Annotated in this window: 12 protein-coding genes and 1 pseudogene; 6 read left to right on the top strand and 7 right to left on the bottom strand. The window is 64.9% G+C overall.

Features of this window, described 5'->3' with window-relative positions:
- Positions 1–121 (top strand): annotated as a pseudogene (locus tag ACFC2Y_RS16855) (IS5/IS1182 family transposase); the annotation flags it as partial.
- 102 nt (positions 122–223) lie between these two features.
- Here ACFC2Y_RS16855 and ACFC2Y_RS16860 read toward each other — a convergent pair.
- Positions 224–478, bottom strand: coding sequence for a hypothetical protein (locus tag ACFC2Y_RS16860; protein WP_375176223.1), 255 nt, complete (start codon positions 476–478; stop codon positions 224–226).
- Positions 479–709: 231 nt separating this feature from the next.
- The gene (locus tag ACFC2Y_RS16865; protein WP_375176224.1) at positions 710–1,171 is read right to left on the bottom strand and encodes a methylated-DNA--[protein]-cysteine S-methyltransferase; all 462 of its coding nucleotides are present in this window, start codon (positions 1,169–1,171) and stop codon (positions 710–712) included.
- A 170-nt stretch (positions 1,172–1,341) separates the two neighbouring features.
- On the opposite strand from ACFC2Y_RS16865, the gene ACFC2Y_RS16870 reads away from it, so the two are divergent.
- Genes ACFC2Y_RS16870 through ACFC2Y_RS16880 form a run of 3 tightly spaced genes read left to right on the top strand, consistent with a single transcriptional unit; the run spans position 1,342 to position 3,951 of the window.
- Complete coding sequence (locus tag ACFC2Y_RS16870; RefSeq protein ID WP_375176225.1) at positions 1,342–2,349, top strand: NAD(P)H-dependent flavin oxidoreductase; 1,008 nt, start codon at positions 1,342–1,344, stop codon at positions 2,347–2,349.
- Positions 2,346–2,759, top strand: coding sequence for a VOC family protein (locus ACFC2Y_RS16875; protein ID WP_375176226.1), 414 nt, complete (start codon positions 2,346–2,348; stop codon positions 2,757–2,759). Before ACFC2Y_RS16870 ends, ACFC2Y_RS16875 begins: the two co-directional genes overlap by 4 nt.
- 52 nt (positions 2,760–2,811) lie before the next feature.
- Positions 2,812–3,951, top strand: a complete 1,140-nt coding sequence (locus ACFC2Y_RS16880; RefSeq protein WP_375176227.1) for a lytic murein transglycosylase — start codon at positions 2,812–2,814, stop codon at positions 3,949–3,951.
- Positions 3,952–4,260: 309 nt separating this feature from the next.
- On the opposite strand, the gene ACFC2Y_RS16885 is transcribed toward ACFC2Y_RS16880, so the two are convergent.
- The 5 genes from ACFC2Y_RS16885 to ACFC2Y_RS16905 form a co-directional block, all read right to left on the bottom strand.
- Positions 4,261–4,980 carry a nitroreductase gene (locus ACFC2Y_RS16885; protein ID WP_375176234.1) on the bottom strand — a complete coding sequence of 240 codons (720 nt, stop codon included), beginning with the start codon at positions 4,978–4,980 and terminating at the stop codon, positions 4,261–4,263.
- Between the two features lie 95 nt (positions 4,981–5,075).
- The gene (locus ACFC2Y_RS16890) at positions 5,076–6,182 is read right to left on the bottom strand and encodes an acyl-CoA dehydrogenase family protein (protein WP_375176228.1); all 1,107 of its coding nucleotides are present in this window, start codon (positions 6,180–6,182) and stop codon (positions 5,076–5,078) included.
- 10 nt (positions 6,183–6,192) lie between these two features.
- Positions 6,193–7,395 carry an acyl-CoA dehydrogenase family protein gene (locus ACFC2Y_RS16895; RefSeq protein WP_375176229.1) on the bottom strand — a complete coding sequence of 401 codons (1,203 nt, stop codon included), beginning with the start codon at positions 7,393–7,395 and terminating at the stop codon, positions 6,193–6,195.
- An 11-nt stretch (positions 7,396–7,406) separates the two neighbouring features.
- Positions 7,407–9,077, bottom strand: coding sequence for an AMP-binding protein (locus tag ACFC2Y_RS16900; protein WP_375176230.1), 1,671 nt, complete (start codon positions 9,075–9,077; stop codon positions 7,407–7,409).
- On the bottom strand, positions 9,077–11,167 hold the full coding sequence (locus ACFC2Y_RS16905; protein ID WP_375176231.1) for a 3-hydroxyacyl-CoA dehydrogenase NAD-binding domain-containing protein: 2,091 nt from the start codon (positions 11,165–11,167) through the stop codon (positions 9,077–9,079). The genes ACFC2Y_RS16900 and ACFC2Y_RS16905 overlap by 1 nt, the downstream gene beginning before the upstream one ends.
- Positions 11,168–11,313: 146 nt before the next feature.
- Here ACFC2Y_RS16905 and ACFC2Y_RS16910 point away from each other — a divergent pair, with 146 nt between their 5' ends.
- Both ACFC2Y_RS16910 and ACFC2Y_RS16915 read left to right on the top strand, forming a co-directional pair.
- The gene (locus tag ACFC2Y_RS16910; protein WP_375176232.1) at positions 11,314–12,018 is read left to right on the top strand and encodes a 3-oxoacid CoA-transferase subunit A; all 705 of its coding nucleotides are present in this window, start codon (positions 11,314–11,316) and stop codon (positions 12,016–12,018) included.
- Positions 12,015–12,689, top strand: a complete 675-nt coding sequence (locus ACFC2Y_RS16915; RefSeq protein ID WP_375176233.1) for a 3-oxoacid CoA-transferase subunit B — start codon at positions 12,015–12,017, stop codon at positions 12,687–12,689. Before ACFC2Y_RS16910 ends, ACFC2Y_RS16915 begins: the two co-directional genes overlap by 4 nt.
- Positions 12,690–12,874: the final 185 nt, after the last annotated feature.

A 12,874-nucleotide genomic window follows, 5' to 3' on the forward strand; every position in this document is an offset into this window, starting at 1 on the left:
CTTCAACAAGCTGAAGAACGCTCGCCGGGTCGCAACCCGCTACGACAAGACCGCTGAGAGCTTCCTTGGCTTCATAGACATCACCTCCATCCGCCTCTGGCTGCGTCTTTTGTCAACATGACCTAAAGGCAACTTAAATTATTGCGCCGCGACGCGCAGATGCCAGACCATCGCGCCAGGCGATGTACCATTTCTCATCACCTTGCAGTTGGGCGCACGACCCTCAGCCTTTTTCCTCCTCCCGGTCGGACCGGGTCTCCGGATCGTTATAATTCCCGGGGTCGAAGTCTTCGGGGTCGTAGCCCGTGTCGTCTTCGGCGATTGACGAGACATAGCTCGTCCCCGTCTCGTCATCGAAGACCAGACCGTAGTTCGCGCGTCCATCGGATTTGTATCGCAGGTATTCGTGGATGGCCGCATAGATGAACGCCCCTGCGAAAGGCAGTACGACAATTGCGGCGATCAGTTGTGCCGACATGACGGCAAGTCTCTCCCTTTGCTCTGGTGGATGGTTACAACAAGCCAACGCAGCCCCCCGGCCCCCGTTCCACCTGTGTGAACACGATCACGCGGATGCGGGTCACAGGGTGAGACCCGGGCGGACCAGTGTCAATTCCGCGACCTGCGGCAATTTTTGACGACCCGTCGCGCCCTCGTGCGGCCTGATCTGCGCCAGGCCCGCGGCCCTCTCTCCGCGGCCACCAAACGCTCAGATCAAGAGCCCCGCCGCCCGCTCGTGCCGCAGCAGAGCCACCTTGGTCTCCACGCCGCCCGGCGCGGAAAACCCGCCCAGCCCGTTTGCCGCCAGCACCCGGTGGCAGGGGATGATCAGCGGGATCGGGTTCTGTCCGCAGGCCTGCCCGATTGCCTGGGCAGGACGGTCCAGCGCCGTGGCCAGATCGCCGTAGGTCCGGGTTTCGCCCAAGGGGATCGCCCGCAGCTGATCGCAGACCGCCTGCACCAGCGCCCCCGCCTCGACCCGGAGCGGCAGGTCGAAACCCTCCAGCTCCCCCGCGCAATAGGCCAACACCTGGGCCTCCGCCTCGCGCAGCAGCCCGGTCGCCCCCCGGCCCGCCATCGCGCGCCACCCGGCCCGGGTTATCGCGCCCTCCGCCTCGCAGAGGTGGAACCGGCCAAAGGGTGTGTCGAAGGCATGTACCGCGTGATCCATTTGCCAAAGCTGCGCCGCCCGCGCCCGTCCTGCAAGCCCATATGACGCAACGGCCTGACCTTCGCCCCTTGGCCGATCCCGACATTCATGCTTCAAGCATTTAATTGCATTCCCGCCCCATGGGTTTCACTATGCAACCAACAACTCGTTCCCCAGGGAGGACCCGATTCATGACGCTGCCCGCGCAACTGCAAAACCTGAGACTTCCGCTGATCGGCAGCCCGCTGTTCATCATCTCCAACCCCGATCTGGTCCTGGCCCAGTGCAAGGCCGGCATCGTCGGATCCTTCCCGGCGCTGAACGCCCGCGAGGCCGAGGGCGAGGAGATCGAGCTGGAGAAATGGCTCACCCGGATGAACGAGGAGCTGGACGCCTACAACCAGGCCAATCCCGACGCGCCCGCCGCCCCCTATGCGGTCAACCAGATCGTGCATAAATCCAACGCCCGGCTGGAGCGTGACGTGGAAATCTGCGTCAAGCACAAGGTGCCGATCTGGATCACCTCGCTCGGCGCGCAGGAATGGGTGTACGAGGCCGCGCATTCTGTCGGCGCCATCGTGCTGCACGACATCATCAACGACATGTTCGCCCGCAAGGCCATTTCCAAGGGCGCCGACGGTCTGATCGCCGTCGCCGCAGGCGCGGGCGGCCATGCCGGTGCCCTGTCGCCCCTCGCCCTGATTCAGGAAATCCGCGAATGGTTCGACGGGCCGGTCTACCTCTCCGGCGCCATTGCCAAAGGCGACAGCATCCTCGCCGCCCAAGCCATGGGCGCGGATGGCGGTTATGCCGGGTCGATCTTCATCGCCACCGAAGAGGCCAACGCCCAGCCCGGCTACAAGCAGATGATCACTGAAAACGGTGCCTCGGACATCGTCTACTCCAACCTCTTCACCGGCGTCTGGGGCAACTACCTGAAACCCTCCATCGCCAATGCGGGCATGGACCCCGATGCGCTGGAACGCTCCGATCCCTCGGCCATGAACTTTGCCTCCGCAGGCGGCTCCAAGGCCAAGAAGTGGAAGGACATCTGGGGGTCCGGCCAGGGCATCGGCGTGGTCAAGGACATCCGTCCGGCGGCCGAAGTGGTCGCCCAGCTCTCCCGCGAATACGACGCCGCGCAGCAGCGCCTCGCCGCCACACTCGGCTGGCCCGGCGTCGCCAAGGCGGCGGAATGAGCCATCACCTGGGGCGGCTGATCGACCACCTGGACATCCGGGTGAGCGATCCGGCCGCCTCCCTGCCCTTCTACCGCGCGATCTTCACCGCCCTCGGGCGGGAGGTCGAAACGCTGAAAGATGCGATCAACAGCGATGAGGTCTATGTCACCGCCTCCGGCGCGACCGGGCGAGTGACGCGCGACCTGCACCTGTGCTTTCAGGCGCAAAGCCGCGCCCAGGTCGCCGCCTTCCACGCCGCGGGCCTCGCCGCCGGGGGGCGCGACAATGGCGCCCCGGGGTTGCGAGACTATCACCCCGGCTACTACGCCGCCTTCCTGCTGGACCCCGACGGCAACAATATCGAGGCCAAGCTGGACGAGAGCGTGACCGCCCGCAGCGCCGAGGCCGTGACCGTCACGACGGCGTGACCAGCCACAGGCCGCGCATCCCCCCGCGCGCCCTTTCCGCACCGTCGACAGAATGATCCCCAGACGCATGTTCCTGGCCCTGACCGGCGCCGCTACCCTGGGCGCCTGCGGGGGCGGCATCCCCCTGCCCGCGCCAAGAACCACCAGCGCCACGCCAGACGACCTGCGCCCCGTGCGCAATGCCGGGTATGACGCCTGGGTCGCCGCCTTCCGCCCCCGGGCCGAGGCCGCGGGGATCACGCGCACGACCCTCAACGCCGCTTTCCGCGATGCGGGCTTCATCCCCGGCGTCGTCACCCGCGACCGGTCGCAGCCCGAGACCTCCTACACGCTGGAGGACTACCTGCAGATCGCCGCCTCTGACGAGCGTATCGCCAAGGGCCGCGCCGCCTTCGCCCGGCAGCGCGGCACGCTGAATGCGCTGGAGGCCCGCTATGGCGTCCCGGCTGAAATCATCTGCGCCGTCTGGGGGTTGGAGAGCCAGTACGGTGAAAAGCGTGGCACGGTCCCGGTGATCGCTGCCACCTCGACGCTCGCCTTCGACGGCCGCCGCGGCGCGTTTTTCGAGAAACAGCTGATCGCCGCCCTGCGCATCCTGCAATCCGGCGATGTCACCCCCGCGCGCATGGTCGGAAGCTGGGCCGGGGCCATGGGCCATACCCAGTTCATCCCCACCTCCTACCTCGCCTATGCGGTGGATTTCACCGGCGACGGACGGCGCGACATCTGGTCGGACGATCCGACCGACGCTCTCGCCTCCACAGCCGCCTATCTGGAAAGGTCCGGCTGGACGCGGGGGCTGAAGTGGGGCGGCGAAAGCGGACAGCCCGGCACGCCCTCCGGCACGACGATCACGCCGCAGGCGGGCGGGCCCTCCTTCACGGTCACGTCGAATTTTCAGGCGATCAAACGCTACAACAACTCCGATCTTTACGCGATCGGGATCGGGCACCTGTCTGACCGGCTGGCGGGCGGCGGACCGATCCGGGGACGGTTTCCGCCGGATGCCAACGGGCTGACCCTGCGGGACCGGCAGGCGCTGCAGACAAAGCTCACCGCCCGGGGCTACGACACCGGCGGCACCTCCGGCGTGATCGGCCCGAAAAGCCGCGCCGCGATCACCGCCTATCAGAAGGACGCAGGGCTGAGTGTCACCGGCACGCCCTCGCCCGGGCTACTGGCCCGCCTCTAGGCACGCCCTGTCCCGGCCCTGCGCCGGGACCCCGCCAAACAGCTCAACACAACGCGGTCCCGGCGCGAAGCCGGGACACACGCACACCTATTTCGCCGCGTCCGATCAGAAAAGCCACTCCACTGTCCCGGCCCCGCGCCGGGACCCCGCCGAACAGCTCAACACCGCGCGGTCCCGGCGCGAGGCCGGGACACACGCACACCTATTCCGCTGCTTCCGATCAGAAAAGCCACTCTGCTGTCCCGGCCTTGCGCCGGGACCCCGCCAAACACCTCAACACCACGCGGTCCCGGCGCGGGGCCGGGACACCTATTCCGCCGCTTCGGAGCGCAGACGCCGCCCCTGACCCTCCGCATCGAAGCCCTGAAACGAGGTATTCTCCGACACCCCCCGCCGATGCGATTTCACGGCATTCGCGGCAAAGGTTTCATCCGGCCAGCCAAGCGCGACACAGGTCAGGATCACTTGATCCTCCGGGATCTCGGCACATTCGCGCACCACGGGCGACTGCATGATCCCCTGCCCGTTGATCACCGCGCCCAGCCCCTTGGCCCAGGCCGCCAAGACCAGCCCGTGCACGGCGGCACCGGCATCGAAGATGGCAATCGGCCCATGATCGTCCAGCGCCTTGTCATAGGTCACCACGACCGAGACCGGCGCGTCGAACTGGCGAAAACCGCGCATGACCCAGTCCTGCCGCCGCTCCGCATCCTCGCGGGCAATCCCCATGGCGGCGAACAGCTGCTTGGCGATCTCCACCTGGCGGTCGCGGTGCACGCCCTCGTATTTGCCGTGCGCCGCGATCTCCCGCGAGGGCGGCACACCACCCAGCATCCGCTCTGTATTGCCGCGCCGGACGTTTTCCAGCACTTCGCCCGTCAGCACGTGAAAATGCCAGGGCTGCGTGTTCATCGACGAGGGCGCCATATTCGCCGCCGCCAGCACCTCTTCCATCAATTCGCGGCTCACCGGTTCATCGGTAAAGCCCCGGATCGAGCGCCGCGCGCGCATCGCCTCAAACAGATCCATCATCTTTCTCCTGTTGCGAAAGGGCGTGACACCTGCCACGGCCCCTTCATCTTTCTCAAAATACTCCCTCCGGAGGCAACGCTCCGCCAGGAGCGTCAGGCCGCCAGACCGCCGGCCTCGCACAGCCGGTCCATGTGGAAGTCGCGGTCGCCAAAGGCGATCTCCAGCATGGTCATCCGCTTGAAGTAATGCCCGATGGCATATTCCATCGTCATGCCCACACCGCCATGCAGCTGGATCGACATCTGGCCCACCTCGCGCGAGGCGTCGCACATCTTCACCTTGGCCGCCGACAACGCGAGGTCCCGCGCCTGCGCATCGCCGTCGTCGCACATCACGCTGGCATACATCGCCATGGACTTGACCTGCTCCTTTTCCACCACGGCGCCCGCCGCGATATGCTGCAGCGCCTGGAAGGAGCCGATGGCCCGGCCGAACTGTTCGCGGCCCTTGATGTATTCGACCGTCTCCTCGATCGCCTTTTCCATGCAGCCCAGGCTTTCCGCCATGACCGCCGACAGACCGCGCGCCTCGGCCAGGGCGATCGCCTCCTCCGCGGGGATCCCGCCGGAGAGCTTCACCGCGGGCGTCTTGTCGAAGCTCAGCTCCGCCGCGCGCTTGCCGTCCTGGGTCTTGTACTCTCGCGCCTCCATGCCCGAGGCGCCGCCGTTGACCATGTAGAGGCCCAGGCCGTCCGGCCCCTTCGCCGTCACGAAGATCAGGCTGGCCTCGGCGCCAAAGCTGACAACCGTCTTGGTCCCCGAAAGCGCGCCCTCGGCGTTGGCGATGGTGGCGATATCCTCGCCCCGGTCGATCATGCCCGGCTCCAGATGCGCCCAGGTCGGGATGATCTCGCCGCCGATGATCCCCTCGGCGATCTCGCTGCGCTGGTTGTCCGACCCGGCCTGCAGCAGCGACGGTGCAATCGCCATCGCCTCCGCCCAGGGTTCGTTGGTCAGCGCATAGCCCATGGCCTGACCGACGATCATCGTCTCGACGGAGGTGCCGCCCAACCCGCCTTCATCTTCTGAAAAAGGCAGCGCGAAGATACCCAGCTCGGCAAAGCCCTGCCAGATGGCGGGATCGAAGCCGCCCTCCATCTCCATGTATTTGCGCCGTTTTTCGAAATCGTACCTGTCGGCCAGAAAGCGCGTCAAGCTGTCGGAAAGCATCCGCTGTTCGTCATTCAGTTCAAAGTTCATATGTCTGCCCTCACAGCCCGAGAATTGCCTTGGAGATGATGCCCTTCTGGACCTGGTCCGACCCGCCGTAGATGGTCGACTTCCGATAGTTGAAATAGTTCGGCGCAGCCCGTTCGACCCAGTCGTCGCCGATCCGGGCGTTGTCGCCCAGCTCGCCATCGGTCCAGGGCGCGGCCTGTTCGCCCGCCACCTCGACAAACAGCTCGGTCAGGCGCTGGATCATCTGTGCGCCCTTGATCTTGATGACGGAGGTCGCTGGATCGGGCTTGCCCGTATCCGCCCCCGCCTGCATCGAAGACAGCACGCGCATCACCGTCATTTCCAGCGCCTTCAACTCCACCTGCGCCTCGACGAACTTGTCACGGAAGCGCGGGTGATCCCACAGCGGCTTGCCCCGCACGATGCGGGTCTTCGCGATCTCCTTCAGCTCCTCCAGCTTGGCCTGCGACGCCCCGACACGCGGTGCACCGAGGCGTTCGTTGCCCAGCAGGAACTTGGCATAGGTCCAGCCCTTGTTGACCTCGCCGATCAGGTTTTCGGCCGGCACCTTCACATCCGTAAAGAAGACAGAGTTGATCTCATGCGCGCCGTCCATCGTCTGGATCGGGTGCACCTCGACGCCCGGAGATTTCATGTCGACCAGGAGGAAGGAAATGCCCTCCTGCTTCTTGCCCTCGTTCGAGGTCCGCACCAGCAGGAAGATCCAATCGGCATGCTGGGCATAGGTCGTCCAGGTCTTCTGCCCGTTGACGATCCACTGGTTGTTGGCCTCGTCAAACTCCGCCTTGCACTTGAGCGAGGCGAGGTCAGACCCCGCACCCGGCTCCGAAAAGCCCTGGCAGAACCAATAGTCCAGCGACGCGATCTTGGGCAGGAATTCCTTCTTCATCTCGTCGCTGGCGAACTGGATCAGCACCGGGCCGATCATGCCGACGTTGAAGCCCTGCGGGTCCGGGGCACCGGCGCGCTGGTTCTCCTGCTGGAAGATATACATCTGCGTGACGGACCAGCCCGGACCGCCCCATTCCGCAGGCCAGCGCGGCGTGGCCCAGCCCTTGGCGTGCAGGGTCTTGTGCCACTGCACGGTCATCTCCTTGGTCGGCGGATTGCCCCGCTTCAGGTGATCGCGCGTCTCGGCCGGGAGGTTGGCCTCGATGAACTCGCGGACCTCCTGGCGGAAGGCTTCCTCTTCGGGGGTGAATGTCAGCTCCATGCTCTTGCTCCTTACGCCGTCTCTTCGGCCGCCTTGGCCAATTCCTGTTCTTTCAGCATCTTGCGCGATGCCTTCCCGACCGCCGTGCGCGGCAGCTCGTCCCGGAATTCCAGATGACGCGGGATTTCGTGCCGCCCCAGCTTGTCCTCGAGGAACGCCTGAAGCTCCTTCAAGGTGAATTCCTTGGCGCCGGGGTTCAGCATGACAAAGGCCTTGGCGCTTTCGCCGCGATAGGCATCGGGCACGCCGATCACCATGGCCTCCAGCACATCGGGATGCTGATGGATCGCATTCTCGATGGTCAGGGGATAGACGTTGAAGCCGCCAGACAGGATCAGGTCCTTCTTGCGGTCGACGATGTAGAACCAGCCGTCCTCGTCCATGTAGCCGATGTCGCCAGTCAGGAAGTAGCCCTCGGAATTGTAGCACTCGGCGTTTTCCGCGTCGGACCGGTTCCAGTACCCCTTGGTGACATTCGGCCCCTTGATGACCATTTCCCCGGCCTCGCCCGGCGGCAGTTCCTTCTCGCAATCCTCGACATCGACGATCTTCATGTCGAGCCCCGGAACCGGCACGCCAATGGTGCCCAGTTTCTCGTCCGGCATTCCCTTGGGCACCGTCGTCCCGGCGGGAGAGGTTTCGGTCATCCCCCAGCCCCCGCGCAACTTGTGCCCGGTCAGCTGCTTGACCCGGTTGTAGACCTCCACCGGCAGCGGCGCGCCGCCCGAGGCGACATATTCCAGCGAGCTGAGATTGCGCTTGTCGATATCCGGCAGGGCCAGGATGGCGATCCAGGTGGTCGGCACCCCGCCAAGCGACACGATCCCCTTCTTTTCGATCTCGTCGATGGCGCTGGCCGCGTCGAAGCGCAGGCGCAGACACAGCGTGCCGCCCTCGCTCGCCCGTTTGATCATGCCGGAGCTGAGCCCCATGATGTGGAACAGGGGCGAGTAGCCGAGCGCCGGCTTCCCGGGCTTCTGGGATGCCTCGCCCTTGCCCATTTCCGAATACATCTGCGACGTGGTCGCAAGGTTCGAATGGGTCAATTGAGCGGCCTTGGGAATGCCAGTTGTGCCACCAGTATATTGCAAAAGTGCAAGATCATCGGGAGTGACAGGCGCCGCATCCATCGGCTCGTTGGAATGACCACCCAGCAATTCCGCCACCGAATGCGCGCCCGGGATCACCGGGCAGTCACGCCCCTGCGCCGAGACCGGATCAGGGCAGAGATAGAGCGGCGGGCAGGACCCTTCCTCGATCAGAGTGGTGAAGTGGTTGGCAAATTCCGGCGTCGTGAGCGAGATCACCATCTTCGCACCGCTGTCGGTCAGCTTGTGCTCGATCTCACGCGTGGCATCCAGCGGCGACAGATGCGTCACCACGGCCCCGTACCAAAGCGTGCCGAAGAAGAAGATCGGATGCCAGGGACAGTTCGGCAGATGCAGCGCGACGCGGTCGCCCTTTTCGATCCCCGCCGCCTTCAGCGCTCGGGCCACCTGCGACACCAGACCGTGCATCTGGGCATAGGTGTATTCCTTGCCGTAATACTCGATCATCACGGTATCCGGCCAGGTCGCGAAACTGCGCGTGATCCGGTCGTTGACCGTTTCGGGCTTGGGTTCGAAATACGGGTCTACACCTTCCGCGTACCACTTGTACCACGGACGTTCCGGTCTGCTCATCAGCCCCTCCCCTTGGACCATTCTGCAAAGCTGGAGCCCTCCTCGGCCAGCTTCTTCAACAGCGGCTTGGGTTCGAGGTTCGGATCGCCCGAAACCTCGTAATAGCCCTTCAGCCGCTCATAGACGTTAGCAACACCCTCGCCATCTGCCCAGTACATCGGCCCGCCTTTGGCCAGCGGGAAGCCGAAACCGTTGACCCAGATCACGTCCAGATCCGACGAACGGATCGCGATCCCCTCGTCCAGGATCTGCGCGCCCTCATTGATCAGCGGGAACAGCAGCCGGTCCAGGATCTCCTGCTCGGGGATCTCGCGCGGGGTGAAGCCGTGTTCGGCGCTGATTTTCTTGATCAGTTCCTCCACCATCGGGTCCGGGATCGGCGTGCGCGCGCCACCCTCGTACAGGTAGAACCCCGCGCCGGTCTTCTGGCCAAAGCGCCCCATCTCGGCCAGCGCATCGGCAATCGGCGAAACCTCGCCGCGCTCCTGCCGGACGGCATAGCCGATATCCAGCCCCGCCAGATCGTTCACCGCCAGCGGCCCCATGGCAAAGCCGAACGCCTTGGCCACGGCGTCGATATCCTGCGGCATCGCGCCTTCCAGCAACATCCGCTGCACCTGCCGCGCCCGCGCGCCGCCCATGCGGTTCCCGGCAAAGCCGTTGCAGACGCCGACCGTCACCGGGATCTTGCCCGCCTGCTTGCCGACCGTATTGGCCGTCACCAGGATATCCGGCGCGGACTTCGCCCCACGAATATTCTCCAGCAGTTTCATGATGTTCGCGGGCGAGAAGAAATGCATCCCCATGACATCCTGCGGCCGCGAGGTCGCATTGGCGATCTCGTCCACATCCAGGGTCGAGGTGTTGGAGGCCAGTACCGCCCCCGGCTTTGCCACCTTGTCCAACTCGGCAAAGATGGACTTCTTCAGCTCCAGGTTCTCGTAGACCGCCTCGATCACCATATCCGCATCCGCCGTGGCCGACAGATCCGTCGCGGTGGAGATGCGGGAGAGCGCGCCGTTCACCTCATCCTCGGTGAACCCGCCGCGCGCCTGGGTCTTGCGGTAGTTCTTTTCGATGATCCCCATGCCGCGCTCCAGCGCCTCGGGGCTCTTGTCGATCATCACCACGTCATAGCCGCCCGTGGCCATTGACATGGTAATGCCCCCGCCCATGGTGCCCGCGCCGATCACCGCGATCTTCTGCACCGGGCGCGGTGTCACATCCTTGCCCACGCCGGGAAGTTTCAGCGCCGCGCGTTCGGCGAAGAAGTGGTGCCGCTGCGCCTTGCTCTCCTCGCCCTCGCGCAGGCGATAGAAGATCTCGCGCTCGGCCTTCGACCCTTCGGCGAAATCCATGGTCAGACAGTTGCGCACCGCTTCCACGCAGGCCGCAGGGGCCTGCAGACGCTTGGTGCGGGACAGAAGCCGGGTCGCCTCCTCCTCGAACGCCGTCTGATCCGCCTTTGTCTCCGCCAGCTTGCTGTCATCCTGCGAAATCCGGACCAGCGGCTTGCCGACGACATCCCGCGCAAACGCAATCGCCCCCTCGGTCAGATCGCCCTCGATCAGCTTGTCGATCAGGCCCATCTCTGCCGCCTCGCCGCCGTGGATCGGATCACCCGTGACGATCGGCTCTAGCGCCGCCACCATGCCGATCACGCGGGGCAGCCGTTGCGTGCCGCCCGCGCCGGGGATCAGCCCAAGTTTGACCTCTGGCAGACCCAGACGCACGGAGGCCGGACCGACCCGGTAGTGACAGCCAAGCGCAATCTCGAACCCGCCCCCGAAGGTCGTGCCGAAGACCGCCGCAACCACCGGCTTCTCCGACGCCTCGATCTCGTCGATCAGCGTGGAAAGGCCCGGCTCCGTCGGCGGCTTGCCAAACTCGGTGATATCCGCGCCGCCCGAAAAGGTCCGACCCTTGCAGGCCAGGACGATCGCCTTGACCGCGTCATCGGCCTGCAATGTGTGCAGCCCGTCCCAGACGCCCTTGCGCACCGCGCCGCTCATTGCATTGACCGGCGGGTTGTCAATCTCGATGACCCCGACCTCGCCGTCCGTCCGGACGGAGACCTTATCTTCGCTCACGATATCCTCCCTGGCGCATCTTTCCGCATTGCAGAAATCAGTTTTGCACTCTTGGGCACGCTATTCCATGCTCCGGTCATGCGTCAATGGCTATTGACCGCCCGGTAGAAAACTTGAACCATGGGCCGGAACAGGGAGGAAACCGAATGATTGACCGCAGATGCGAAAGCTTCGCCGAAGCCTTTGCAGGCATCGGAGATGGCGCGCGGGTCTTGGTCGCCGGCTTTGGCGAGGCGGGACGCCCCAACATGCTGATCAAGGCGCTTTTGGATAGCGGGATCAAGGACATAGATCTGGTGTCCAACAACGCGGGCGATGGTGAAACAGGCCTCGCTGCCCTGTTCTATGCGGGCCGGGTGCGCAAGCTCACCTGCTCCTTCCCGCGCGGCGCTATGCGCGAGCTGGCGCATGAACTGGTCACCACCGGCAAGATGGAGCTGGAGGTCATGCCACAGGGCACCCTCGCTGAGCGGATCCGTGCCGGCGGCTGCGGCATTCCGGCCTTCTACACCCCCACCTCCTACGGCACGATGGTGGCCGAGGGGAAGGAAACCCGCATGTTCAACGGCCGCGGTCACGTGCTGGAAACCGCCATCACCGCCGAGATCGGGCTGGTGAAGGCGCACAAGGCCGACCGCTTCGGCAACCTGACGTTCCTCAACCTCGCCCGCAACTTCAACCCGCTGGTTGCCGCCGCCGCCAGCACCACCATCGTCGAGGCCGACGAGATCGTGGAGCTGGGCGATATCGACCCGCACGACGTCCATTCCCCGGGGATCTTCACCAACCACCTGTTCAAGACCGAAGAGGTGCCCGAGGCGAGTTGGCAGGACTGGAGGAAATCCGCATGACACCGCTGACCCGCGACGGCATCGCCGCCCGCCTTGCCCGGGATATCCAGGACGGCTGGCACGTGAACCTCGGCATCGGCATGCCGGAACTGGTAGCCAACTACCTGCCCGACGACCGTGAAATCCTGCTGCATTCGGAAAACGGCATCCTCGGCATGGGGCCCTACCCCGAGGAAAAGGACATCGACTGGACCCTGATCAACGCCGGCAAGAAGCCGATCACCACGATCAAGGGCGCCTCCTTCTTCGATCACGCCTGGTCCTTCGGGATCGTGCGCGGCGGTCATCTGCAGCTTTGCGTGCTGGGCGGCTATCAGGTCGCGCCGAACGGCGATCTGGCCAACTGGGCGCGCGATGCGGATGATCCATTGCCTGCCATCGGCGGGGCAATGGACCTGGCCGCCGGGGCGCAGCGGATCTTCGTGATGATGACCCACAACGACAAGAACGGCGGCTTCAAGGTGGTGGAGGACTGCACCTACCCCCTGACCGGGGCCGGGATCGTCAAGAAGGTCTTCACCGATCTCTGCGTGCTGGACATCCAGGACCGCAGGTTCCTCGTCACCGACATGATCGACGGGCTGAGCCGCGAGGAATTGCAGGCCCGCAGCGGGGCGAAGCTGCACTTTGCGGAAGACATGGCTGTTTTGGCAGACCGCGCCGCCGCATGAGCATATAATCGGCCGGTCCATCGTGGAGACGGCCAAGCCCCCTCACCCCAGCCCTCTCCTGCAGAGTCACAGTTGAAGTGCAACAGCGATAAGGTGCTGTTGCGATGGGACGAAACTATGAACATCTGAGCGCGGAGGATCGCCTGTCGATCTTTCGCGGCCTCGAACTGGGTCTGACGCAGCGT

This window comes from Pseudooceanicola sp. (assembly GCF_041987405.1).
Lineage (GTDB): Bacteria > Pseudomonadota > Alphaproteobacteria > Rhodobacterales > Rhodobacteraceae > Pseudooceanicola.

Excerpts from the sequence above, each read along its gene's own strand:
- ACFC2Y_RS16900 (WP_375176230.1), bottom strand. The coding sequence starts at position 9,077 with ATGAGCAGACCGGAACGTCCGTGGTACAAGTGGTACGCGGAAGGTGTA.
- ACFC2Y_RS16860 (WP_375176223.1), bottom strand. The coding sequence starts at position 478 with ATGTCGGCACAACTGATCGCCGCAATTGTCGTACTGCCTTTCGCAGGG.
- ACFC2Y_RS16875 (WP_375176226.1), top strand. The coding sequence starts at position 2,346 with ATGAGCCATCACCTGGGGCGGCTGATCGACCACCTGGACATCCGGGTG.
- ACFC2Y_RS16910 (WP_375176232.1), top strand. The coding sequence starts at position 11,314 with ATGATTGACCGCAGATGCGAAAGCTTCGCCGAAGCCTTTGCAGGCATC.
- ACFC2Y_RS16915 (WP_375176233.1), top strand. The coding sequence starts at position 12,015 with ATGACACCGCTGACCCGCGACGGCATCGCCGCCCGCCTTGCCCGGGAT.
- ACFC2Y_RS16865 (WP_375176224.1), bottom strand. The coding sequence starts at position 1,171 with ATGGATCACGCGGTACATGCCTTCGACACACCCTTTGGCCGGTTCCAC.
- ACFC2Y_RS16890 (WP_375176228.1), bottom strand. The coding sequence starts at position 6,182 with ATGAACTTTGAACTGAATGACGAACAGCGGATGCTTTCCGACAGCTTG.
- ACFC2Y_RS16880 (WP_375176227.1), top strand. The coding sequence starts at position 2,812 with ATGATCCCCAGACGCATGTTCCTGGCCCTGACCGGCGCCGCTACCCTG.
- ACFC2Y_RS16885 (WP_375176234.1), bottom strand. The coding sequence starts at position 4,980 with ATGGATCTGTTTGAGGCGATGCGCGCGCGGCGCTCGATCCGGGGCTTT.
- ACFC2Y_RS16895 (WP_375176229.1), bottom strand. The coding sequence starts at position 7,395 with ATGGAGCTGACATTCACCCCCGAAGAGGAAGCCTTCCGCCAGGAGGTC.
- ACFC2Y_RS16870 (WP_375176225.1), top strand. The coding sequence starts at position 1,342 with ATGACGCTGCCCGCGCAACTGCAAAACCTGAGACTTCCGCTGATCGGC.